Annotated in this window: 23 protein-coding genes and 1 pseudogene; 7 read left to right on the plus strand and 17 right to left on the minus strand. The window is 43.9% G+C overall.

What is annotated here, in order from left to right; genetic code table 11:
- Positions 1-92 precede the first annotated feature (92 nt).
- Complete coding sequence (locus ACBR23_RS02795) at positions 93-1046, minus strand: aldo/keto reductase (RefSeq protein WP_341735588.1); 954 nt, start codon at positions 1044-1046, stop codon at positions 93-95.
- A 150-nt stretch (positions 1047-1196) separates the two neighbouring features.
- Between ACBR23_RS02795 and ACBR23_RS02800 the strand changes: the two genes are divergently transcribed.
- Together ACBR23_RS02800 and ACBR23_RS02805 are read left to right on the plus strand one after the other, a co-directional pair.
- Positions 1197-2630, plus strand: coding sequence for a BCD family MFS transporter (locus tag ACBR23_RS02800; RefSeq protein ID WP_371118673.1), 1434 nt, complete (start codon positions 1197-1199; stop codon positions 2628-2630).
- A 107-nt stretch (positions 2631-2737) separates the two neighbouring features.
- Complete coding sequence (locus tag ACBR23_RS02805; RefSeq protein ID WP_341735448.1) at positions 2738-3574, plus strand: inositol monophosphatase family protein; 837 nt, start codon at positions 2738-2740, stop codon at positions 3572-3574.
- An 8-nt stretch (positions 3575-3582) separates the two neighbouring features.
- Here the strand turns inward: ACBR23_RS02805 and ACBR23_RS02810 are convergent, their stop codons facing one another.
- From ACBR23_RS02810 to gnd, 5 genes are all read right to left on the minus strand, one after another.
- Positions 3583-4164, minus strand: a complete 582-nt coding sequence (locus ACBR23_RS02810; protein WP_341735447.1) for an NAD(P)H-dependent oxidoreductase — start codon at positions 4162-4164, stop codon at positions 3583-3585.
- 97 nt (positions 4165-4261) lie between these two features.
- The gene (locus ACBR23_RS02815) at positions 4262-4615 is read right to left on the minus strand and encodes a hypothetical protein (RefSeq protein WP_371118675.1); all 354 of its coding nucleotides are present in this window, start codon (positions 4613-4615) and stop codon (positions 4262-4264) included.
- Between the two features lie 66 nt (positions 4616-4681).
- Positions 4682-5095, minus strand: a complete 414-nt coding sequence (arfB, locus tag ACBR23_RS02820; RefSeq protein ID WP_371114175.1) for an alternative ribosome rescue aminoacyl-tRNA hydrolase ArfB — start codon at positions 5093-5095, stop codon at positions 4682-4684.
- 119 nt (positions 5096-5214) lie between these two features.
- Positions 5215-5706 carry a restriction endonuclease gene (locus tag ACBR23_RS02825; RefSeq protein ID WP_341735444.1) on the minus strand — a complete coding sequence of 164 codons (492 nt, stop codon included), beginning with the start codon at positions 5704-5706 and terminating at the stop codon, positions 5215-5217.
- Between the two features lie 56 nt (positions 5707-5762).
- On the minus strand, positions 5763-7217 hold the full coding sequence (gene gnd / locus ACBR23_RS02830; RefSeq protein WP_371118676.1) for a decarboxylating NADP(+)-dependent phosphogluconate dehydrogenase: 1455 nt from the start codon (positions 7215-7217) through the stop codon (positions 5763-5765).
- 289 nt (positions 7218-7506) lie between these two features.
- Between gnd and ACBR23_RS02835 the strand changes: the two genes are divergently transcribed.
- Entirely contained in the window at positions 7507-7935 is a 429-nt protein-coding gene (locus ACBR23_RS02835; RefSeq protein WP_371118677.1) for a hypothetical protein, read from the plus strand.
- Between the two features lie 384 nt (positions 7936-8319).
- Here ACBR23_RS02835 and ACBR23_RS02840 read toward each other — a convergent pair whose 3' ends face one another.
- From ACBR23_RS02840 to ACBR23_RS02890, 11 genes and pseudogenes are all read right to left on the minus strand, one after another.
- On the minus strand, positions 8320-10185 hold the full coding sequence (locus ACBR23_RS02840) for an ABC transporter ATP-binding protein (RefSeq protein WP_371118678.1): 1866 nt from the start codon (positions 10183-10185) through the stop codon (positions 8320-8322).
- A gap of 103 nt (positions 10186-10288) precedes the next feature.
- A complete protein-coding gene (locus tag ACBR23_RS02845; protein WP_371118679.1) occupies positions 10289-10900 on the minus strand; it encodes a hypothetical protein in 612 nt (203 codons plus the stop codon).
- Positions 10897-12114: an AAA family ATPase gene (locus ACBR23_RS02850; RefSeq protein ID WP_371118680.1), complete on the minus strand. Its 1218-nt coding sequence runs from the start codon at positions 12112-12114 to the stop codon at positions 10897-10899. Before ACBR23_RS02850 ends, ACBR23_RS02845 begins: the two co-directional genes overlap by 4 nt.
- Positions 12084-12422: a GUN4 N-terminal ARM-like repeat domain-containing protein gene (locus ACBR23_RS02855; protein ID WP_371118681.1), complete on the minus strand. Its 339-nt coding sequence runs from the start codon at positions 12420-12422 to the stop codon at positions 12084-12086. The genes ACBR23_RS02850 and ACBR23_RS02855 overlap by 31 nt, the downstream gene beginning before the upstream one ends.
- A gap of 62 nt (positions 12423-12484) precedes the next feature.
- A pseudogene (locus tag ACBR23_RS02860) lies at positions 12485-12613 on the minus strand (Uma2 family endonuclease); the annotation flags it as partial.
- Positions 12614-12629: 16 nt separating this feature from the next.
- Positions 12630-13052 (minus strand): type II toxin-antitoxin system VapC family toxin, encoded by a 423-nt coding sequence (locus ACBR23_RS02865; RefSeq protein ID WP_371118682.1) that lies wholly within the window; start codon positions 13050-13052, stop codon positions 12630-12632.
- Positions 13049-13303: a DUF2281 domain-containing protein gene (locus ACBR23_RS02870; protein WP_341735435.1), complete on the minus strand. Its 255-nt coding sequence runs from the start codon at positions 13301-13303 to the stop codon at positions 13049-13051. The genes ACBR23_RS02865 and ACBR23_RS02870 overlap by 4 nt, the downstream gene beginning before the upstream one ends.
- Positions 13304-13366: 63 nt before the next feature.
- Complete coding sequence (locus ACBR23_RS02875; protein ID WP_341735434.1) at positions 13367-13822, minus strand: hypothetical protein; 456 nt, start codon at positions 13820-13822, stop codon at positions 13367-13369.
- Positions 13823-13865: 43 nt separating this feature from the next.
- On the minus strand, positions 13866-15947 hold the full coding sequence (locus ACBR23_RS02880; protein WP_341735433.1) for a cold shock domain-containing protein: 2082 nt from the start codon (positions 15945-15947) through the stop codon (positions 13866-13868).
- Positions 15931-16212, minus strand: coding sequence for a hypothetical protein (locus tag ACBR23_RS02885; protein WP_371118683.1), 282 nt, complete (start codon positions 16210-16212; stop codon positions 15931-15933). Before ACBR23_RS02885 ends, ACBR23_RS02880 begins: the two co-directional genes overlap by 17 nt.
- Positions 16213-16529: 317 nt before the next feature.
- Complete coding sequence (locus ACBR23_RS02890; protein ID WP_371118684.1) at positions 16530-19034, minus strand: glycoside hydrolase family 31 protein; 2505 nt, start codon at positions 19032-19034, stop codon at positions 16530-16532.
- A gap of 661 nt (positions 19035-19695) precedes the next feature.
- On the opposite strand from ACBR23_RS02890, the gene ACBR23_RS02895 reads away from it, so the two are divergent.
- The 4 genes from ACBR23_RS02895 to ACBR23_RS02910 all read left to right on the plus strand — a co-directional run bounded on the left by ACBR23_RS02895 (position 19696) and on the right by ACBR23_RS02910 (position 24792).
- A complete protein-coding gene (locus tag ACBR23_RS02895; RefSeq protein ID WP_371114165.1) occupies positions 19696-20850 on the plus strand; it encodes an FIST signal transduction protein in 1155 nt (384 codons plus the stop codon).
- 1 nt (position 20851) lies between these two features.
- Positions 20852-21934, plus strand: a complete 1083-nt coding sequence (locus ACBR23_RS02900; RefSeq protein WP_341735428.1) for an ATP-binding protein — start codon at positions 20852-20854, stop codon at positions 21932-21934.
- Positions 21935-22043: 109 nt separating this feature from the next.
- Positions 22044-22217, plus strand: a complete 174-nt coding sequence (locus tag ACBR23_RS02905; RefSeq protein WP_371118685.1) for a hypothetical protein — start codon at positions 22044-22046, stop codon at positions 22215-22217.
- A gap of 400 nt (positions 22218-22617) precedes the next feature.
- Positions 22618-24792 (plus strand): glutamine synthetase III, encoded by a 2175-nt coding sequence (locus ACBR23_RS02910; RefSeq protein WP_371118686.1) that lies wholly within the window; start codon positions 22618-22620, stop codon positions 24790-24792.
- Positions 24793-25049: the final 257 nt, after the last annotated feature.

The raw sequence follows: 25049 nt of genomic DNA on the forward strand, positions 1-25049 counted from the left end.
TACCAAATCGGGATGCTGCCATGAACTGTAGGTTAGGTAGAGGGAATTCAAACCGAACCTACAGTGAACACTTAACCGTCATCAGTCAAAAATCAACTGATTGATTCTTGCCAAGGACGAGTCATTAATTCTAGTTGGTTGACTTCATCTTGGCTCAAAGTCCAGCCTAATGCACCGGCATTTTCTGCGGCTTGTTTTGCTGTTTTTGCGCCGGGAATGGGGATGACTCCCTTTTGAGCGATTAGCCAGTTGAGGGCTACTTGGGCTGGGGTGCGATCGCGCTTTTTGCCCATTTTCCGCAGAGTGGACATGACTAATTCGATATTTTTGAGGCCTGTTTTGCTGAAGCGCGAGTCAAATTTACGAGCACCTGTAGGTTGTTCTTCTGCACTATATTTGCCTGTGAGCAATCCTTGGGCTAAGGGACTATAAGCTAAAATTGTGACTCCTAATTCGCGGGCTGCGCTGACAATTCCTTGTTTTTCTACTTGTCGCGATAGCAAGGAGTAACGGACTTGATTTGTGGCTAAAGGAACGCCTCTATTTGCTAATATTTTGTGGGCTTCGCGCATCTGTTCTACTGTGTAGTTACTGACTCCGACTGCTTGGATTCTGCCTTTTTTCACTTCATCCGCTAAGGCGTTCATTAGGGTTTCTTGACTCAGTAAAAATGAGAAGGGCCAGTGTACTTGGTAGAGGGCTATTTGTTCTACTTGCAAGCGTTTTAAGCTAGCACTCAAGGCTTCGGAAACTGATTTTCCGGTGATGCGCCAAGGTACGGGACCGAATTTTGTGGCTACTTGTACTGGTTGGCTGGTTTTTTTGATAAACTGCCCTAGTAATTCTTCAGACAAGCCGTTACCGTAAACTTCGGCGGTGTCGAAAAAGTTGACTCCGGCATCTAGGGATGTTTTGAATGCTGCTTCTACTTCTGCCGGGCCGTAGTTGCTGCCATAATTCCAAAATAGCTTATCCCCCCAAGCCCAAGTTCCGACGCAGAGGGGAATGACGGCGGGGCCGTTTTGTCCTAGGGTAATGGTTGTCACGGTTGGTAAATCCACAGTTATTGATTCTCTTTATTTTTATATGAATTTATACGAATAATCCGATTTCAGCTTCTAGCCTGGGAAAGAATGGGGACGAGTTGCGATATCTCAGGTACGATAAATCCAAATGTTGTATTTATTTGAATAGTTATGTCGATCGACGGTTTACCAGATTCAAGATTAACAGATTCTGCCACTGTTGGGTTCAAAAGGGTTAACCTGCTGACTATGTTCCGCCTGGGCTTGTTTCAGATGGGGTTGGGTATGATGTCGATTTTGACCCTGGGGGTGCTCAATCGGGTGATGATTAAGGAGTTGGCGATTCCGGCTACTGTGGTGGCTGCTACTCTGGCTATGCACCAGTTTGTCGCCCCGGCTAGGGTGTGGTTTGGACAAATGTCTGATGCTAAGCCTTTGTTTGGCCATCACCGCACTGGTTATGTGTGGCTGGGTGGGTTTTTGTTTGTGATTTCGGCTTTTTTGGCGGTGCAGGTGATGTGGCGCTTAGGCGATAGTTTGCAGGCTGTGGGATGGACTACTCCTACCTATGGTTGGGTGGGTTTGTTGGGTTTGATTTTTGCAGTTTATGGTATTGCGATTTGTTCGAGTTCGACTCCTTTTGCTGCTTTGTTGGTGGATGTTTCGGATGAGGAAGATAGATCCAAGTTGGTTGGTGTTGTGTGGTCGATGTTGATGGTTGGTATTATTATTGGGGCGATTGTTAGCAGCGGTTTGCTTAAACAAATTGATGGGGATGTCCCACGGGAGGTTTTGCAGGCTTCGATTAATGGTTTGTTTGTGAAGGTGCCGGCGCTGGTTTTGTTTTTGGTGGGGGTTTCTACTTTTGGGGTTGAGAAAAAGTATTCGCGCTATGGATTGCGATCGTCGGCAGTTAATCGAGAAGATAAGATTACTCTGGGAAGTGCGTTGCGGATTTTGACTGCTAGTCGCCAAACGGGTTTATTTTTTACTTTCCTGCTGATTATGACAATTTGTTTGTTTATGCAGGATGCGGTTTTGGAACCTTATGGCGGGGAAATTTTTAAGATGCCGATTTCGGAAACTACGCGGTTGAATGCTATTTATGGTACTGGTGTGCTGTTTGGTTTAAGCGCCACGGGTTTTTTGATTGTGCCGCGAATTGGTAAGCAAAATACGATTAGGTTGGGCTGTTTGGCGGTGGCGGTTTGTTTTGGTTTAATTATTTTATCGGGATTTACTGGTAATCCGATTTTGTTTAAGTTGGCTTTAATGTTGTTTGGGCTGGCTTCGGGTATTACGACGACGGGGGCTTTGAGTTTGATGTTGGATTTGACTGCGGCGGAAACTGCGGGGACTTTTATTGGGGCTTGGGGTTTGTCTCAGGCTATGGCGCGGGGTGTAGCGACGGTTAGCGGTGGTGCTATTTTGGATTTTGGCAGGAGTTTGTTTGGGGTGCCGATGCTGGCTTATGGGTTGGTGTTTATGGTGCCGGCGCTGGGTATGGTGGTGGCTGTTTGGCTGTTGGGAAGGGTTGATGTGCAGGAGTTTCAGGATAATGCTAAAAGTGCGATCGCCACTATTCTCGAAAATGAACTAGACTAAGGTTTGGCTGTTGGCTGTTGGCTGTAGTAACAAATAACCCATAACCAATAACAAATCACCAATAACCCTTCGACTACGCTCAGGGCACCGCAAATAACGAATAACTAATGAAAGATTTTTGGGATTCTATTTTAAGTTTTGCACAAGATACTGTCGATCGCGTTGGACAGCAGTTGTTACAAGATTTTGGTACGACGCAAGCCGATGAGAAGGACGACGGGAGTTTGGTGACGCAATCTGATAATTGGGCGGATGCGGAGATTAGAAGCGCGATCGCCTCTACTTTTCCCAGTCATGGTATCTTGAGCGAGGAGGGAGAACACGTTTTCCCTGATACTGAATGGTGTTGGATTGTTGACCCTGTAGATGCTACCACTAATTTTGCTAGGGGAATTCCAATTTGGGGTATTTCTCTGGGTTTATTGTATCGCGGAACTCCGGTTTTTGGGTGCGTACATTTGCCACCCCTGAGTCAAACTTTTCATGGTTTTTTTGCCGGAGATTTTGTCGAGAAAAATCTCTTGACAGATATCCCACAAGGTGCTTTTTTAAATGGGAAGCCCATTCGTCCCACTGCGGATAAAATGAGTGGTAATCATTTGTTTAATTTGTGTTCCCGTAGTGTGGGAATTGGGCCTCATCTTCCCAGCAAAGTACGGATGTTGGGAATGGCTACTTATAATTTTTTGACTGTGGCTTCGGGTGCGGTTTTGGGAGGTGTGGAAGCTACTCCCAAAATTTGGGATATTGCTGGGAGTTGGGTAATTGTGAAAGCTGCGGGTGCGGTTTGGCTACCGCTGGATTCCCAGGCAATTTTCCCCCTGGAAGTGGGGAAAAATTACGCTAGGGTTTCTTATCCGACTTTGGTGATGAATCGGCAGGAGTTGGTGTCGATATTTTTGCCGTTTGTGGAGGCTTGGAAGCAGAAAAAATTGGGAAATTAAATACTCTTTTAGGCGCTGAGTTTTCCCAATATTCCAGCAAGTTTACCACCCAGATGTTGTACGGCTTCCTGTTGTTTGGCATCTTTCAGGGTACCATCAGGATTAAATGCTTGAAAAGCTTGGGGAATTGCTTTTTGATCGGGAATCACCATGACGTTAATATTCTCCAAAAGCGATCGCAAATTAGCCAATCCCCGCATACCTCCTAAACCTCCGGGAGAAGCGCTCATAATGGCTGCTACTTTATTGTTGAAAGCAGCCAGCCCTGCTTCTGAGGGTTGCGGGCGAGATGCCCAATCGATCGCATTTTTGAGCACTGCGGTAATGGAACTGTTGTATTCTGGGGAAGCAATCAAAAGTCCTTGATGTGCTATCATCAATTCTTTAAATTTTAGAACATTGTCAGGAAGTCCTTCTGCTGCTTCTAAGTCTTCATCAAATAGGGGCATTGGGAAATCTCGCAAATCTATATAGGTGACTTCTGCCCCTGCGTTTCTAGCCCCAGTCGCTGCTACTTTGACCAGCATTTTGTTATAAGATGCTGTCCGGGTACTTCCGGCAAATGCGAGAATTTTTGGTGGATTGCTCACGGGTAGTTCTTAATGGTTTGGTTGACTAAATGTAATATATTGTGGGATAATTGTATCATAACATAGCAAATAACCAATAACAAATAACCAATAACAACTAACAACTAACAACTAATATAAAAAAACCTGGCTGGTGTGACGGAGGAGTCTCCCACACCAGCCGTGGGGTTTGTAGTAAAAATAACCGACCGATGACCGATAAGTAAAGTGTGCCTTGGTGAATGCAGTTTCTGCAATCTGCGATCGGGCTATTTAATTTTGTCCGATCGGGTGATGCGGTGTGTGGGACATTGGTATAGTGTGAGGCGATCGCTGAATATGCTAGAGTTTGGTAGGTTTGTTGGGTTTGGTGAGTTTGGGCGATCGGCTTATTTCCGCTGACTGTTAATAACTTGTCTAGCTTTTCAATAACGTCAGCTAGCGTCGGCTCGTTACTTGCAGTAGTTGTCATTGCTCTTTCCTCAAACTAACAATACTTACCTACAATTATATGATAATTAAAATTTGATATTATCGCTCAATCCGTGACTTTCCCTCTCATTGCTTTAATCTCCCCTCGCTTGGTTTTGCTGTCGAGACGCTTGCGCTGGGAACTACGAGTTGCTTTGCTGGGTTTTCGCCTTTTTGGGATGACGATCGCACTTTTAATCAATTCTTGCAGTCGTTTTAAGGCTTCTTCCTTGTTTTGTTCTTGGCTGCGGTGTTCCTGTGCTTTAATCACAATCACACCTTCAGAGGTAATGCGGTTGTCGCTGATTTGTAATAGTCGCTCTTTGTAGCGATCGGGTAATGACGATGCTGGGATATCAAAGCGCAGGTGAATTGCACTCGCCACCTTATTCACGTTTTGGCCACCTGCGCCTTGAGAGCGAATCGCACTAATCTCGATTTCGCGATCGGGAATAAACACAGTATTAGAAATTTGTAGCATGATTGATTTTTATATATAATTTAGCTTAGTCTAAGACTTACACATGGGGGTCGAGAAACCGGGTTTTTCACCAAAATACACAGGTTGCAGCCAGCAGATTCGGTAAAAACCCGGTTTCTTTAGTCGGAGTGCATAACTCCTGAATTCTTAGCTATCAGGATAAACTCGATGAGTTTTTTGCGATCCCATAACTCTACGTTGTTAGATTTAGCAAGGTTGTAAGCGTTTTTTGTAAATCTGTTGTTGGTGATGACTCTGGCTTTATTTGCCTTGTAATGTCTGACGGCTCCTGCTACTTCTTGAACTGCTTTAATCCCAACTGGATTTTTACTTCTTTTTGCTTGCACTACGGTTTTTGACCCATCTTTATACAAAATTAAATCAGCACCATAATCTTGACTGTGTTGAGTTAAAGTGACACTATAACCAAAGTTTCTAAAATGGATAGCTAGAAAATTCTCAAACTCTTTTCCAGTCATTAGATCCACTTCCCAAATACCACTGTCTGATAAACGTTTTCTTGACTCTTCTTCTTTGAATGTATCTATCCATTCAAGAATCATACTTACCGCAGTGATAACTAGACCGGCTACTAATATAAAATCTAACATATTGCCACCCCAGATAAATTCGTAAGGTGCGCCGAAACGCACCCTACAAAAACTAATTAATCAGTAGTTCCAGTTTGCAGCGACTCTTCAGCAGCCTGAGTCCACTCAGAGTGGAAGAATTCACCGCGCGGTTTGTCGGTGCGCTCGTAGGTGTGAGCCCCGAAATAATCCCGCTGCGCTTGCGTCAGGTTTTGCGGCAATCTTTCGCGTCGGTAGCTGTCGAAATAGTCCAGCGAGGCGCTAAACGCCGGCACTGCAATCCCCAGGGTGCTAGCAGCAGACAACACTTCCCGCCAAGCTGATTGGCGATCGAGAATGCTCTGTTTAAACTCCGGCGCTAACAGCAAATTCGGCAACTGCGGATCATCCTTGAAAGCTGTTTTAATCTTGTCCAAAAAGCCAGCCCGAATAATACAGCCACCTTTCCAAATTCGGGAAATTTCGCTCAAACTCAAGTCGTAATTGTACGACTTAGAAGCCGCGCTCAACAGCGCCATGCCTTGGGCGTAGGAGCAAATTTTCGAGCAGTACAGCGCATCCCGAACTTTGTTGACAAACTCTTTCGGATCGCCTTCGTACTTGGCGGTAGGCCCCGTTAATTCTTGGGAAGCTTTGACACGCTCAGCCTTGTAAGAAGACATGATTCTGGCATTCACAGCAGCAATAATTGTCGGAATGCTCACCCCCAATTCCAAAGCACTCATTACAGTCCAGCGGCCAGTACCTTTTTGGCCCGCTGCGTCCATAATCACCTCAACTAAGGGCTGCTTAGTTTCCGAGTCAATGTACTTGAAAATATTCGCCGTAATTTCAATCAAAAACGAGTTGAGCTCGTCAGTGGTATTCCATTCGGCAAAAACTTCCTGCAACTGCTTACCGTCCAATCCAGCCACGTTTTTGAGCAAATCGTAGGCTTCAGCAATAAGCTGCATATCCCCGTACTCAATCCCGTTGTGAACCATCTTCACGTAATGACCAGCGCCACCAGGACCGATGAATGTGACGCAGGGACCGTCATCTACTTGAGCCGCAATTTTAGTCAGAATTGGCTCTAGTATGGCGTAAGCAGCGTGGGTGCCACCGGGCATCAAGCTAGCACCATTCAGCGCGCCTTCTTCGCCGCCACTGATGCCCATGCCGACAAATCCCAGTCCGGCAGCTTCTAAATCTTTGGTGCGACGTTCGGTGTCATCGTAGAGGGAATTACCGCCGTCAATAATCATGTCGCCCGGTGACAGCATGGGTTTGAGCTGGTCGATGACTGCATCGACTGGTTTGCCCGCTTGCACCATGACTAAGATGCGGCGCGGGGTTTCTAGGGCATCGACGAATTCTGTCAGAGTCTTGGCGGCTACAATGTTTTTGCCGGGGGCGCGTTTCGCCATGAATTCGTCGGTTTTAGCTCCTGTGCGGTTGTACACAGCTACAGAGAAGCCTCTGCTTTCGACGTTGAGGGCTAGGTTTTCGCCCATCACTGCTAGACCGATTAAACCAAAATTTTGCTTTGTCATGCTAAGTAATCCGCTGGTTCCGTTTGATGATAGGTTTGCGAGAGAGGAAAGCGAGGCGGGGTTTAGCGCTTTCCTGTGGACAGAAAGTATCGAACAATAGACTTGATGTCAGTTTAAGTGTATTTTTATATGCTAAAAATTGATGTTTGGTGAATCAGTAGGGTTTTTTTAAGATTTAAGGGATATTAAAGAGATCGGTAGGTGATAATAGAGCAGATATTAAATCGATCGCAGTAACGGTAGATACAAATTAGCCAAAATTTTCGATAAAAGTTAGGAGACTGTCACTATGGAAGATTTGCAGTATCTCGCGGCCTGGGTGAAGGAGCAACACGCTCGCGAGTATATTTTGACTTGGCTGCTGAGTCAACAGGGACTGTGGTGGTCTGATGGGGACATTTATCAGGCGGTTTTGCAAAAGTCGGGCAAGCTATTGAAAGCTTATGTGCAGAAGAGGCAAGCTGGAGAGTTATTTGAGGGGATTTCTGAGAAGTTGGGTTCCGATGATAATTGGGATGATTTGGCTGCGAGTTTGGCGCGGATTGTGGCTGTTTATCAAGAGGAATTATCTCATTTGCAAGAGCGCGATCGCAAGGGTGAGGGGGTAAAAAAAAATTATTTAAATAGCAGTACAAAGTTGACTGGGGATGCTTTGTCGCTTGTGGAGGTGCAGCAAGCTTTGCCCGATCCTTATGCGGATACGCTAACGGGGAGATAGTCATTAGTCATTAGTCATTAGTCATTAGTCATTAGTCATTAGTCATTAGTCATTAGTCATTAGTCATTAGTTATTAGTTATTAGTCATTAGTCATTAGTCATTAGTCATTGGTCATTAGTTATTAGTTATTAGTCATTGGTCATTGGTTATTAGTCATTAGTCATTAGTCATTAGTCATTAGTCATTCGCGCCCAAAATCCTTACGCTAACCCACAATTCCGCCGGGGGTTGAAAACCCCCGTCTCATAGCGAAAGTCCTCTCAAAGAGGACTGAAAGACAGATTTTTGAACAAGCATTGCATTGCAATATCTCCCCAGTCGGTTTCAACCGACTTTCGCTATGAGACAGGGGTTTTAACCCCGGTTGGACTGTTTGTTTAACTCTAAATATAGCTGCTGGCTTGACGGGTGAACATCGAGCAGTAAATTCCGTTTGATGCTATCAATTCGTCGTGAGTTCCTATTTCTGCTATTTTACCGTTTTCCATCACGGCGATGCGATCGGCTATTTTTGCTAAGCCCAATCTGTGACTGATCACGATCGTGGTTTTCCCGGCGGCTATTTGGCGAAAGATGCTGTAAATTTCGTGTTCTGTCTTGGGGTCTAGGGCGGCGGTTGGTTCGTCAAAAATTAGGACTTCGGCTGTGTCAAGCCGCATCAGGGCGCGGGCGATCGCAATTCTCTGCCACTGTCCCCCCGATAAGTCGATGCCGTCTTCTAATTGTTTGCCTAACGGTGTTTCTAAACCTGCGGACAAAGTATTGACTTTGGCGCTAATTCCTGCTTCGGAAATAGCTTCGTTAATTGCAGTGTCATCCGAGAGGGAAAGCAAGTCACCGAAGCCGACATTTTCTCGCACTGTGGAGGGGAAACGGGCGTAATCTTGCATGACTACCGCGATGCGCGATCGCACGTATGCTAGAGGGAGCGATCGCAAATCTTTGCCATTCCAGGCGATCGCGCCACTTGTCGGATCGTACAGTCTGCCGAGGAGTTTGCCAAGAGTTGTTTTACCCGCGCCATTTTCACCGACAAGCACTAGCATCTCACCCGGATTAATCGTTAAGTTGATATCTGTAACTGTGTTTTTAGTGCTACCGGGATAGCAAAAAGATAAATGCTTAATTTCGATGCCAATTTTATCTGTTGTGGGGTGACTATCTTCGCTGCCCTCTGGTAAACTAGGGAGGCGAGACACCACATCCCCAAGGGGAGATTGCAATTCCGGTTTCAGATCCAACAGTTGAAAAATCGGAGTAACGCTGAGAGAAATATCATACAAATTAGTGTAATTCCCAATCAGCAATTGCAAGCTGTTTTCTACTTGAACAATCAAACCAGAATAAAGCGCCAAATCCCCCAAAGTATAGCGCCGGCCCAAAGCTCCCATTACTATATAAACAAAGGGCAAAGCTACTCCTATTCTACTAATAATAGACCACAACAGTACAACAATTGCTCCCTTTTTTCTGATTGCCTGCATCTCGCTAAAATACTGCACAAACTGACCTTGCCAGCGTGTTATCCAAAGTTCCTGCAAGCCAAACAAACGCAATTCTTTAGCGTATTCTTCTCCTGTTAATACTCTAGCAGATAAATTCATTTCTCGACTAATTTTAGCTTGCTTTTTTTGAATTTTCCAGATAATTTTAGTATATTTTCTTTCGATGTAAATTGAGGGAATTGAGGAAATTAATATCACCAGAGGAACCCACAAAGCTATAGCAGCAGCAAGGCTGACAGATGGAATAAAAATAAAAATTCCTGTGATTGTCATGCTGATGGTGAATGCTAGTTGCTGTATTCTCGATATTCCGGTTTTTGCTAGTTCTACAATATTTAAGAGTTCGGGGTTTTCAAACAGGGCGATATCGTCGAAGTTGGCGACTTTTTCGAGGACTTTTCCTTCAACTGCGCCTTGAAGGCGATCGCGCAAAGATGTTACTGTAAAGGAACTGATGCTATCGATGGAATCGCCGACTAATTTGAGACTTAAGACTCCCACAATACTCCACAGCAAAATTGGCTGAGAAAGCATCAAAGCAAAGGGCTGTGCTGTTTGGGTTTGCGACAGCAACCGAGATACTTCATCAATAATTAATTTATCTAAAAATAACACGCCAGATGGGGCAGCACCGCGGATGACGTTGAGTAATATTAAATTGCGGAGTTCTACTGGTGCGGCTTGGATTATGAGGTCCAGACTGCGGCGCAAAGCTTGGAATGTGGTGATTTTGATGGGTTGCATAGTTTGTGGTAGGTGTCGGGTCTACTCATCCGTGGAGGCTATATTATAGATGATGAGTTGATTGATTGTAGTTGGCGATCGCATAATTTCTCTTTCTTTAGCCTCAAGTTTCCCAGGTTGGTTGAAAATTTATCAGTACATTCATAGCTCGTTGTAAACTGGGGGAATTAGTCTGTGCTGACGCAACCTGCCAACTTTCATTGACAAACTGGATGAGTTGACCATTATAGTCTTTACCTATTTTTGTCGTACTATTGCGATCGGGGACAATCCCCTCCCGGAGTTCTCGCTTCTTTGATTTTTTAGCCAGATTGATTAAAACCTGTTTGGGGTCGGAAATTTTATCTACATCAGCAGGAATCAAGTCTACTGAAATACCCAGAAATTTGGCAAATGCTTCTCGATGTGCAAGTAACCACGCTTCCACTTCTTTAACAGCAATCCGAAACAGCAGATTAGGATGTTTTGGTTGAGTTAACCACTCCGACAGAATTACTAACGGGCAGTCTGCATTATCCAAATCAGTTAAGACTAAGTAAGGCATTCTCTTAGCCGCATTATTGTATGCAGGAAGGCTATTTTTAATGTCGCCAAATCCTTTCTTATTCGAGCGAGATCCAACTAAAAATGGACGTTGAGACTGTTTCAGCATTTCTTTAAGAACTGCTTCACTCAGTACATCCTCAAACACTAAATTAATGGGAATATCCGTCATTTGAATAAACTCAGTTGTTCGATGGCGGGCGGTGCTGTGAGAGGAAGTGCAGCATCAGCTATGCTTAAACCTCCTTCTAATAGCATTTTGATTTGTTCATTACTTGAAGCAAGTGTTACCTGAGTTCCTTCAGGAGTCGGTGTCATTAGCAGCACCTCTTCGCCGCCAATGCCTTTGTCTGAGAGCAAATCAGCACTATGGGTACTAAGAATAACCTGTCGCTTTCTCGGACGCTGAAGGCGATAAATCAGAGAGGGTAGATTGCTAACAATCGCCGAATTTAAGGAAAGTTCTGGTTCTTCTAGTAACAATAATGAATCGGATTCTAGCAGTGACCAGAGTAAACCAATTAACCGTAACGTTCCGTCAGAAAATTGGTCTTCTCGTTGTTTTCCCGCTCTGGGTCGCCAATGTTCGTAAACAGCTTCTAAATGCGGAACCCCCATCACATCTTTGGTATCTGTAAGGTTTTTTAATTGTGGAACAGCCAACTTTAAAGCATTTTCAATTTTTTTTAATCGCGCTTTTCGAGTTTTTTCGGGAGTTTTAGCAACTCGCTCTAAAAAAGTTCTCCCAAAAGGATCTTCGGAAAGTCCAGGAGTAGCAAAAGCTTCGGGATGGCGAACTAACTGAGGAATTAAATGTAAATATAAAATCGATTCTAAAAATTTAGGAATTTCTCTAAATTCTGCGTTGGCATTAATTTGCTCTAAATAAGTCTGGGTGAGACGCAGCTCATCGTTCTCATCTTCTTTAGTAGGGCGAGCGATAATTTGCCGATCGCCTTTCCAAACTCGTTCGTAGGCAACAATCGGCTCATTTTTTCCACCTTTTTTCTGTTTAATTCCCAGTCCATACCTCCATAATGGCTGTTCAGAATTAGATTCTGAAAGGTGAATTTCTATTTCTACATCTGGATATCGACGTGCATAAAGACTGCGAATTTTTGACACGCCGCCTCGATCGATCGCAGCTTTCTGCAATCCGCCTCCTGCTTTAGCCAGATCCCGCAAAAAGCGGAATGAATCGAGGAAGTTTGACTTACCGCAGGCATTGGGGCCTACCAGAAAAACGCGATCGCGCAAATCAACATTCACTGACTGAAAATTGCGCCAATTTTTCAGCTCTATATGGGAGATAATCATACTGATAAAATTTCCATTGTTCTTGTAATAATTTAAAATTACGATCGCCCTTTCCATCTCCAATTCCATACCCAAATCTTTTTCCAACTCCCTCCTACTAAAATAGTATTATCTGGACTTATTGCCAGAGAAGTAATAACATCTGTTGGGCAAGGTGTTAAGCTTTCTGGTGTATTTCCCCTCAAATAAGAATTATCACCCCGAAAAACTCTGTAGGCAAATTGTTTAACTATATCAGATTTATCTTTGATAGACTGTTCAATCAATAGTTCTAAACCTGGTTGACCATAATTGAGAGTTTGTGATAAAGCAGCAAGTCTTTCTTGCTCACTTTGACTGGATAACTGCTTCTTAATTTCTTCAATTGTTGTAGACATTCTATTTCTCTCCAAATTATTAACTTTCCCAGGTTGGTTGAAAATTTATCACTGCATTACACTTACCCACCATTAAAAATTTGCTTTGCAGTCAAGTTTAACTCTGGAAACACTGCCGATTCAACTTTTTCATCTCCTCGAAATAGCTTAATTTGATACTCACCATCTACTAACTGATAAACCGATTTAGTTAATTTTAAATTAAATTTATAACCGAGCCGGAATAATTAAATCTATAATCTGATTTTTATTCTGACGATAAACTAGAAAATCGCTATCTAATGTTAATACACAACTGCCAGCAATTAACTCACTCATTCTGACTAAACAAGCATCAGCCAAAGACATCGGTACATTCTGATACCGTTTCATCAATTCTTTAATCGCTTCGCTTTCATCATTCAGTTGAAAGGGAATTTGAATCATTTTTCGACTGATTAAATTCATCACTGCCTCCTCACCTTCATAGACATCTTGCAGCAGAAAACAAGTCTCAGTTATTACCCCTTCACAAGTCAATAAAGGTGGTTCAATCATTTTCCATTGTTCAATTGCCCAGGAATGTAGCTTTTCTCTTTTATTAATAAATGCAACTAACACCCCTGTATCTAGTAACACTTTTTTTCTCATTTTTTACCCATTCCTTTTAGATATTCTTTATTTGTCGCCAAATCACCAGGGCCAAAATCAACACATCCAGCAAATTCTTGGGCTGCTTCATAAGCAGAAATAGGTTGTTTTTCCTCAACTTTCTGTTCCTCCTGCTTTTGCGCCTGATATCGCAAAAACTCAATAAATTCCAAAACAGTATCCTGCTGTTCTACTGTTAGCATTTCGAGGTTATCTAAAATTACATCTTTTTTATTGATAGCCAGAGTCATAGTTATATTCTCCCAATTAACTACCTAAAACCATTATAGCACCGACCCAGAAACCCGGTTTCTTTAGGTTAATCGAATAATCTTCAAACTCTCAATGCCTCTATCGTCCACAATCTTGACAGCAACGCGCTGATATTCTCCTATCTCAAAAGGCAACGAGACAGTGCCTTGATAAGACTCGATTAAATCCTCGTCAATTTCGGCTTTCAGATTGCGGGCTAGACGCGACCAAGCATCTTTTTCTCCTGCCATCTGGAAGAAAACCTGACGCGGGAAAATGCTTCTGCCATCATAATCGATATCTAACATCCATACGGCAATTTTTTCAACGCTGCCAGACTCGATATTTCCAGTTTTGGTGTTGTAGTAATCGAAGCCGTGAACTTCTACTTCCCACTTACCTGCATCTTCTCCTCTATTCATGCGGCGGAGGGCAACATCTGGTTGACCCATCAGCCAGAAACTTTCATTACTGGCGCGTTTTTTCTTGAGGTCTTCTGTTAGTAAATCTGCGTTCATTTGTGCTTTTAATAATGTGACACCTTGATTGTGAGGGGTATTTCTATTTGAATTTATACCCTCGCCATCTATATCCAGTTAGATGCTGTTGGGCAGGTAGGCGAATTGTATGCTGGCATGAGGAACACTGAATAAACCTAGATCCCTCTTCCTTTTGTTTCATTTCTGCGGTTCCACATTTTGGGCATATATCTCCCTGAGAATAACTGAGACTTTTTTTCGCTCCACTTCCACAGTGAATGCAAATGTATAAGCCGTCTAGTTGAATTTTACTCTCTCTACTGTCAATTATTTGGTAACAAGCCCAACAATGATTAAAATAAATATTTCGATCGTGACCATTGCCTTTTTTACACGAAGCAACTGTCATATTATACCGAGCAAGAGCCTTAGAATATTTATCGTTAGGCGTCATTGTCTGGCTGCAAACAGAGCATTTGAGTCTATCCCGAATTTCATTAAGACGATTTATCCAACCAGATAGCTTTTGCACATACTCATCAGATTTTAAATCTGGAAGACTTGGAACAACGCCTGTTGCTTGCAGAAGTTCTAACAAAGACCAATCTTTCCAATCCTGCGTACATTCAGCGTAAAGACGAGCGCCTTCCAAACCAAAGCTAAAATTTCTTTCCGTGTTAGGCTCAAATAAACTACAGGATTTATTTGCTCGCGGACAGAAAGCACGAGATACTTTTTTTGCACCTGATGCTTTATCTTCTTCTGTTGGCCAGGGTTTTCCTTCACAGTAGTCAACTTTTTTAGGTTGGCAAACAGGAAGTATTGGGTAAAGATTCAACGGTTCAGTTGAATTCCATGCTTGCTCAATCACCCATTCTTGAAGAAATTCGTGTGATTTTTGGAAAGCTTCATTTCTTCTAGCTGGACGATCCTTAGCCCACAAAATATTTATCACATATTTGACTAGCGGTTCATTCTCTGGTTTCTCTGTTTTTAACTTCTCTAATTCCGCAAAAAAGGTATTTGTGTTGATTTTATACTTTAAGACACGATAAATACAAATAATTTTTGCTTCTTTTGAAAACCGAGGCCAAGCTGACGACCATAAACCAGCTTCGATCAAATCCCAGACCAAATTAACTTGTTCAACTGGACTTTTAAAAGGGAAAAATGCCTCATTTTCTTTCAGCCATTCTGGAATTTCTAAAAGTAAGATTGAATGCTCATTTATGGAAGTTTTAGCAATAGTTTTTACAAGCTCACTGATGATTTTTTTATGATTTTCCTTTTCAGTTTTCTCAAGTTTGTTTACAAGGATACGAACGCGACGCTTTGGGATGGTAATAGGCCAAATTTGTTCATAAATGAGTATTTCATCTGGAATAATTTCCCAAAATTCATCTTTATTTGCTTCTTTTAAACACTCTCTTAGCTCCATTAGGAAAATACTTTTACTTTGGTCATCCTTGGAGTCAAGAATTAGCTTGACTAAGCATCTAGCGTGTATTTTTAGATTAAAACGTTGGCGCTGTTCAGGAACATCTACATATAATTCACTGGGAATATTTTCCCATATTTTCTCCACAAATTGAACGCTTGCGCCTTCAATAGTGGCATTTATTTCCTCTTTAAATGAGTAATCTTTTAGCAAGCTTACCCGCTCATTGAACATTTTGACACATAAATTTAAATGTTCGTCTTTTGCCAAAGTTTCTCTGATTTTTCGAGCTTTATGGGAAAATAAGATCTGATTTGGGAGAGTTCGGACAAACGAAACTATTTCGCCCTCTGAGAGAGTTTCAAGTTTTTGAAAAATTAATAAAATGGCTTCATCAATCGAAAAATTAGCAAAATACTTACTAAATACAGGAATCCATAAATTTGAATCTTTATTGGTTGCACAAAAAGTAATAATTTCTGTATCGGTTTCGTCAATCAATAAGCGCAAATTTTTAGCTTCTTCTTTGCCGTCTCGGAAGTTAGTAATTACTTCAAAAGTAACGATTGTTTCTTCTATTAAAGCAGTTGCCGAACAATTGATTTGTCTTAGGTGTACAAATATATCATTGGGTTTGCCTTCACAAGCAATAAATCCAAAGTCATTTTGGCGGCCAGTTTTATTGTTGTGACCACCGAACCATTTGATTTTACCAATTTTTCTCATTTTGGAGGCCCTGAAGCTTAATAAATAAACTATCATTTCTGCGGGAGTGCAGCGAGACTGTTGGTACTTCAAAGCTGGTATGTTCTGCTTTTCCGGCCAACACTAACTGCGGGTCAAGGTGCGGATCGTAGGCATATTTTTTGGTATCCCCATCTGGATCGGTGTCTGGCGTAACCAGTCCGACGGGTGGGTTATTGACTCTTTGTTGGTGTTCGTGCTTGTATTGCTCGATCGCCCTTTGGTCAGGTTTCTTTTGCCTCGCCATCCGACTTCCTCTACCCTCAAAACCTTTACTTTACAATTTATCCCACACCTTTGCCAAATTTGTTAGATGTTTTTTTGGGATTGGTCTAGCCTGCTAACATCTGGGCTATTCTTGAAATGAATTTTATCTAGGAATCATATCAATTCCGGTTGCACCGGAATCGTAGAGGAGACTGCACGTGCCGTGTCCCTACAATTTTATTTTGGGTAGGGAGACGGCACTGCCGTCTCCTAATTTCTTGACCTCTGAAACTATACCAGATCGAGATTTGAGGACACAGCAGTGCTGTGTCCCTACGGATATGGTTGAGAAATTTGTTAAAATATCAAACGCCGCACCGTACCATCATCCGTAAATCGCTGTTCCCCAATCCCAACAACTTCTACAGTAACTTCGCGATCGCAAATCGCAAATTCCCCCTCCCGCGCCGCAATTTCAACGATCGCCCTTTCCCCTTCAAAATACACCTGATAATTAGTCGTAGCCCAGACACCTTTTTCATGTTCAAAACTGTGTCCATCGTCCTCATAAAGCGTCCATTCACCGCTTCCGGGCCAAATTCGCATTTTCAATGAATCAAGCGGTTGTTCGCTCACAAATTGCTGCACAGGCGCGATCGCAATTATGCCCCCACCCCGCACGTAAAGCGGCATTCTCTCCAAAGGTGCATGGGCTAAAATGTGCGTCGGGCCCTGATAGCATTCGCCCGTCCACCAATCGTACCAACTACCCTCCGGCAAATACACGGCGCGATGCTCAACTCCAGGGCGGTAAACAGGTGCAGCCATCAGCGACGGGCCGAGTAATACTTGATCGTAAAGGTGGTAAGTTGTGCGATCGCGCGGAAAGTGATACAGTAGCGGTCGCAAAATCGGCGTTCCCGTAGTCGCAGCTTCCCAAAACAAGGTATAAATATAAGGCAACAACTGATAGCGCAAATTGATATATTCGCGACAGATTTGCTCGGTGCGATCGCCAAAAACCCACGGTTCGTGCTGGGCCGTACTCAGCGCCGAATGACCGCGCATCAACGGATACAGCATCCCCACCTGCATCCACCGCGCGAACAATTCAGCGGTAGCATTCCCCGCAAAACCGCCGATGTCGCAACCGACAAACCCAACGCCGGAAAGCCCCATGTTGCAAAGCATCGGCATCGACATTTCTAAGTGATCCCACAGCGATTGATTGTCGCCCATCCACACCGACGAGTACCGCTGTACCCCCGCAAAACCCGATCGCGTCAGCACAAAAGACCGATCGCCCGATCGCAGTTTTTGCAACCCTTCCGCACAAGCTTTCGCCATCATCAACCCATACAAATTGTGGGTTTCAGCGTGAGTTGTGCGATCGTCATCGGGGCCCTGCGGTGCATCCAGCGGAAACCAAATGTGTTCGCCGCCATCACCAAAAGGCCTTTCTGCGATCGCCGGTTCGTTCATGTCGTTCCAAATCCCCGCAACGCCCATATCAGTCAGGCTTTGGTGCAGTTCCCCCCACCACTGCCGCACGTCTGGGCGCAGGAAGTCGGGAAATACCGCTTTATCGGGCCAAACGTAACCGTGGAAAAGCTTTCCCTCGGCGGTGCGGACGAAATAGTCATTCTCAACACCGCGATCGAATATTTCATAATCTGCTTCCGGTTCGTACTTGACACCGGGATCGATAATTGTGACAACCTTGAAACCGGCTGCTTTCAAATCTGCGATCAGTTTAGCGGGATCGGGGAAACGCTTGGGGCTCCAAGTAAACACCCGGTAGCCGCGCATATAGTCGATGTCGAGGTGGATGACATCGCAGGGAATCGCCCGATCGCGAAATTCCTGTGCTAACTCCCGCACCACGTCCTCGGATTCGTAGCTCCAGCGGCACTGGTGGTATCCCAGCGCCCATTTTGGCGCGAGTGGCATCCGACCGGTTAACTGGGTGTAGGTGGCGAGAATTTGGGCTGGTTCCGGGCCGTAAATGATGTAATAGTCGAGTTCCGTGTCTCTGGTTTCCATCCGCAAAACGCCCGGTTTTTCGGCGCCGATATCGAATTGACTCCAAAATGTGGTGTTGAAAAAGATGCCGTAAGCGCGATCGGGATTCAGGGCGATGTAAAATGCGATCGCCTGGTACATTTCATCGGTGACGGAGGTGTAGTCGAGGGAGTCTGTTGTCCAGTTTGTCTTGACTTCGGAGAGTTTGTCCAGCAAGCCCGTGCGTTCGCCGAAACCGTAGAAGTGCTCGTCTGCTTCGATGCGCTTCCAGCCCGCGGTTGCACCTGCGCGCCATCCCATGGGGCGATCGCAGTCGCTAGCAAAGGGTTTTCCCGATTTGTCGAAGCATTCGATGGAAGTGCGATCGCGATTGACAGAAAGTGTTATTTGTGCTGTTTCTATTTCGATTTTCTCGTCTGTTTCTCGCACTTCAAAAGGTACAATTTTCCATTTTTCGTCAGGGAGAGTTACTGAGTGCAATTTGCTTTGACCCCCCCCCTGCCCCCCCTTGCTAAGGGGGGGTGATAATTTTATTTCTTGCCCCCCCTTACTAAGGGGGGGTGATAATTTTATTTCTTGCCCGCCGTTGCTAAGGGGGGGTTGAGATTGAATTTCTTGCCCGCCGTTGTAGGGGCGGTGGATGGTGCGTGCCCGCCCTGGTTGGGGGGGGTTTGGCCACATTCGCACTCGAATTAAATTCGGTGCAAGGATGCTGATTTTGAGAGCGGAATTGGTACAGTTGAAGTGAATTGTGCGATCGGTTTTATCGATCGATTCTACAGCGCCAATAATTGACCAAGGCTGTTCGGTAGTTTGGAGTTTTCCGAAGTATTGTGGCATACATTGTGACTCGAAATATTATCAATTTTGGGGTGAGGAGTTAAAGTTGTCATCTGGCAAAAGGCTGAACTAAGTAAATCAACATGAATTTCCACGTATTCTTCAGCCACGATGAATCAGATGGATTATCCAAGTTTAGAGCAAATCAAGTCTAAATTAGGAGCGCCAAACGCCATTGTATAATTAAGTTTTTCCAACTCGATCGCTAAGTTTGGGAAATGTCCGATCGCTCTCTATGTTCGTTGCGCCCTCAATCTCCTATTCAGAAACGCTTGAACAGAAACAGATCGCCTTGCAATGAATGCGACGTTGCAGTAGCTGTTGACCAACCAAAAGGACGATCCCCGCCAACACAATTTTCCATATCCCATTCCCTAATTTCAAATAAAAGTGCGATTTGTTCCGGTTTTTACCGGCTCAGCATCGTATATTGATTTCAAACGTTTAATGCTAACTAAACAAGTATGTTAGAATTGCAAGATAAATTTTCAAGCGCTCGTTGATTCAAGCTTACCACTTCCCTACGAGCGAGATTTATCTCTAGATACTGAGGTAAGTTTTGGGTATTTATATTGACAAGCATCTGCTGATAAGTATTCTCACTGAGGCATAGCTGTTACCTGTAAATTTTTACTGACAGTACAATTATTGGAGTAAACCCATGTTAAAAACAGTGGTTGGTCATAGCAACGACCCTGACTCTCTCTCCGCCATAACAGAAGTCCTAGAGCAATGCCAGCAATCCCTGTCAGGAGCATCACCTCAAGCGGCTATACTGTTTGCAGCCATTGACTTTGAACATACTCTCATCTTAAATCAAATTAATCTGACATATCCAGGACTTGAACTAATTGGTGGCACAACCGATGGAGAGATGTCTTCTGTTCTAGGATTTGAACAGGATTCACTCACTCTGATGCTATTTTGTTCGGACAACATCACTATTCGTGCTGGAATGGGACGAGACATTTCCCAGGACTTGAACAGCGCCATTCAAACCGCTATTGTTCAAGCAACAACAGGTCATACAGAGCCAATTAAACTCTGTATTACTTTGCCAGAAAGTCTGAGCACCAGCGCCGTTTTGATTTTAGATAGCTTGAATCAAGCTTTAGGCAAAAAAGTACCTGTTCTTGGCGGACTCACGGCGGATAGGTTCCAGTTCAAACAAACCTATCAATTTTACAAAACCGAAGTTTATAGCGATGCAATTCCCATTCTCTTAATCTCTGGGTCGATTCTATTTTCTCATAGTGTTGCTAGTGGTTGGAATCCCATTGGTAAGCGAGGTATAGTTACCAAATCTTATCAAAACGTAGTCTACGAAATCGATAGTAAACCTGCTCTAGAGTTTTATCACCACTATTTGGGAAAAAGAGTGCCAGCCACAGAATATCCTCTAGCCGTGTTTGATATCAATGAAACTCATTACTATTTGCGAGCGCCCAGCGGAGTTTACGATTCAGCAGTTGGTAGCGTGACCTTTTTTGGGGATGTTCCAGAACAGGCGATCGTTCAAATTACCGAAACTACCCACGATAGTATTCTATCTGCATCTCGAACCTCAATGATGCAAGCATTACAAAATTATCCAGGTAAAGAACCAGCCGCTGCTCTGTATTTTTCCTGTTGCGCTAGGCGGCAGATTTTAGGCACTCGCACTAAAGAAGAATACGCACTAACTCAGACCTGTTTGACCAAATCCTTGCCCAGTTGTGGCTTTTACACCAATGGGGAAATTTCCCCCTTAGAAGCTAGGGGTATCTCTTATTTTCATAATGAAACATTTGTCACTTTGCTAATCGGAGAAGCCTAAGATGCAGTCAGAAGAAATAGACCTTAGGGCAATAATTAAGCAGCTTGAAAAAGAAAATCGCATTTTACGCAAAAAATTAGAGCGATCGGAGACAACTTGCCAAGAACTAGAGCAAACGAATCAAAAAAAAGAATCTTTGCTCCGGCAAATTATCAACGACCTAGAAAATTCCCAAAAAGAAGTCAAAGAAAAGCGTCAGTTAGAACAGACTTTGAGCGAACTTAAACGCACTCAAGCCCAACTCGTTCATGCTGAAAAGATGTCCAGCTTAGGGCAACTTGTAGCGGGTGTTGCCCATGAAATTAATAATCCAGTCAACTTCATCCACGGCAACTTAAAATACTTGGACGAATATGCTCAAAACCTGTTGAGTATCGTGCAACTTTATCAGCAGCACTACCCAAATCCGGTAGCTGAAATTCAAGGCGAGGCAGATGAAATAGACCTAGCTTTTTTGCAGCAAGACTTGCTCAAAATTGTGACTTCTATGAAGCTAGGAACAGAACGCATCCGTAACATTGTCCTGTCTTTGCGGATATTTTCGCGAATGGACGAAGCTCACCTCAAGTCAGTCGATATTCATGAAGGAATTGATAGTACATTACTCATTTTGCAGCATCGTCTGAAAAATCATCCGGAAAACTCAGAGATTCAGGTGATTCGGAACTACGGTAATTTGCCACGGGTGGAGTGCTATGCCGGACAACTTAATCAGGTGTTTATGAATATTCTGGTCAATGCTATTGATGCCATTGAAGAATTAAATCAAAAACGAACGGTTCCAGAAATAAAAGAAAATGCTAGTCAGATTACTATCTCTACATCAGTGGTTGATGCAAAATGGGTACAAATTGCGATCGCAGATACGGGATTAGGAATTCCCGAAGAAATTCAAGAACAAATATTTAATCCGTTCTTCACCACAAAACCCATTGGGAAGGGCACAGGAATGGGAATGGCGATTAGTTACCAGATTATCACTGAAAAACATGGCGGTAAGCTCATGTTTTTTTCAACTGCGGGAAGAGGGGCGGAGTTTGTGATTCATATTCCTATCAAGAAACAAGTCTGTAATCCGGTTTAATCAAATCCTTACAGCCGAATGTAACATCAGGTTTGGTCCCCGGACCAGACGCGACTATATATATTATCGATCGGCAAATTCTAGAATGGTCTATCGATATCCAGGACAAATGACGACACTGATTAAACAACTTGGCTACGAACCCAGCCTTACGGATATTCCCTGGCTACGCACCCCACAGTCTAGCAACCGCCCTACAGAAGCCAGAGACATCTCGCCGAAAGGTATCTACAACCATTGTGCCAAAAAAATATATTCTGTATTCTACAATACATTTATTTAATTAATGATTGCTTACACTCTCCAAGTGTGGATTGTGTATTTTCGATAATTCTCCAAAACCTCAGGCACAAAATTTTTGATCTTACCAGGGTAAAAATTAGGTACTAAATCTGTGCCAAGTTGATATCAATGATATTGACCAAATTTAGTACACGCTCTTGCCATCTATTGTTTTGTTAATAACCGATATCCAACCGCATCTGACACTGGAGTGTCATCAATATAGTGTCAGGGCGATCGGACCTCGCTCTAACCACCCGTAATAAAACTTGTTTGTAGTCAGGACTAAAGCCATGATTATAAAACAAGAAAAAGGACTAACATCCTCACTAAAAACTGGCTGTTCCTAAGCCGTATCTTTTCAAAACTACTTGTCCCCAAATCAACAACAAAAAACTATCATGAGTGGAAACGAATCGCGCGTTCAAGCAATTTCCCAAATTGTCAACCGCCCACTGACACCTACCCAGCCTGCGAAACGACTAGAAGATATGTGGGCAACAGATGTCTTCACTCTCAGCAAGATGCAAGAGAGTCTGCCCAAAAGTATTTTTAAATCAGTAAAAAATACAGTTCAAACCGGCAAAAAACTCGACGAATCCGTAGCTGACGTAGTTGCGGTAGCCATGAAAGACTGGGCTATTTCCAAAGGAGCATTGTACTACGCTCACGTATTTTATCCGCTCACCAACAGCACCGCTGAAAAACACGACGGTTTCATCTCTGTACAAAGCGATGGTTCAGTCATCTCAGAATTTGCCGGCAAACTGCTAGTACAAGGCGAACCCGACGGCTCCTCCTTCCCCAACGGCGGCATCCGTTCCACCGCCGCCGCTCGCGGATACACAGCCTGGGATGTCACCAGCCCAGCCTATGTCATGGAAACAGACAACGGCATGACATTGTGCATTCCCACTGTTTTCATCTCCTGGACAGGCGAAGCACTAGACAAGAAAACACCGCTGTTGCGTTCCATTGCCGCAATGAACAAAGCAGCAACCCGCGTTTTGAAACTATTAGGAAATACCGAAGTCGCCCCCGTAAATTCCAGTTGCGGTGCCGAACAAGAATACTTCCTAATAGATGCCAACTTTGCCAACAATCGTCCCGATTTACTCTTAGCAGGTCGCACCCTGTTTGGCAAACCTCCAGCCAAAGGTCAGCAATTTGACGACCACTATTTTGGAGCAATTCCAGAGCGCGTTCAAATCTTCATGCAAGAAGTAGAAGAAAGAATGTATCGCCTCGGAATTCCCGCCAAAACCCGCCACAACGAAGTAGCACCAGGTCAATTTGAAATTGCACCAGTTTTTGAAGCAGCCAACGTTGCCAGCGACCACCAACAATTAACCATGACAATTCTGCGCAACACCGCGAAGAAACATGGTTTTATTTGCTTACTCCACGAAAAACCGTTTGCAGGCATTAACGGTTCCGGCAAACACGTCAACTGGTCAGTCGGTAACGCCACCCAAGGCAACTTGTTAGACCCAGGCGATACACCGCACTCCAACATACAATTCCTAGTGTTCTGCGGTGCTGTAATTCGCGGCGTACACAAATACGGCCCTTTGTTGCGCGCCGTAGTTGCAACTGCCAGCAACGACCACCGCTTGGGTGCCAATGAAGCTCCGCCAGCGATTATCTCTGTCTATTTGGGTTCGCAATTAGAAGATATCTTCGATCAAATTCGCCAGGGCGGAATTAAGGGTTCTCAAGGTCGCGGAATCATGAATTTAGGCGTAGAAACACTCCCTACTTTCATCAAGGATGCCGGCGACAGAAACCGGACATCGCCCTTTGCTTTTACTGGAAACCGCTTTGAATTCCGTGCTGTAGGTTCCGGTCAATCTGTTTCCGGCCCCTTGGTGGCGATGAATACAATTCTGGCAGATTCTTTGGACTGGGTTGCTAACAAGTTAGAAAGCGATTTGGCCAAAGGAACTGAATTAAATGCTGCCATCCAAAACGCCCTGAAAGAAGTCATGGACGAGCATGGTGCTGTGGTATTCGGTGGCAATGGCTATTCTGAAGAATGGCATAAAATGGCCGTGGAAGAACGCGGTTTAGCCAACTTGCGGACTACTGCCGATGCTTTGCCCGTGTTGAAAGCAGAATACATTGAAGATTTGTTTGAAAAGACAGGTGTGTTGACTCCTGTTGAATTGGAAAGCCGTTTCGATGTCTATGCAGAGCAGTATTTGCTGGCAATTGAAGTTGAAGCGAAACTGGTAGTCAGCATGGCAAAAACCCTGATTTATCCAGCAGCGGTGAGTTATTTGTCGGATCTTTCTAACACTATTGCTGGTTTGAAAGAAATTGGCATTGACTTAGATAAAGAAACTGCCCAAAAGGTAGCCACCCTGCTTAAATCGATGATGGATTGTACTAGCAAGTTGACTGATGCTTTGAGCAATCATGATTTTGCTTCGACAGAAGAGCATATGCAGTATGCTTCGCAAACAATTCGTCCTTTGATGGATGAGGTTCGCCAGTATGCGGATGCTTTAGAAGGTGAAATTGCTGATGAGTTGTGGCCGTTGCCTACTTATCAGGAAATGCTGTTCATTAAGTAATCGCCAACCTGGTTAATTTCGGGTGAGATTTGTGGGGACACGGCACTGCCGTGTCCTTTCACGTTATGGTTGTTTCGGAATGATTAAACGGCAGAGACCACAGAGGCCGCAGAGTCCGAGAAGAGGGAGATGAGATGATACTAAACGGCAGTTTCATAGACTTTTCCTGACATTAAAGACATCAGGTCCAAAAAACACGGTGTTCTTGTCGCAATCGCTGTCTGTAACTGGTAAAATAAGTATCAATGTTGGCACTC

Source organism: Microcoleus sp. (genome assembly GCF_041354475.1).
Classification (GTDB): domain Bacteria; phylum Cyanobacteriota; class Cyanobacteriia; order Cyanobacteriales; family Microcoleaceae; genus Microcoleus.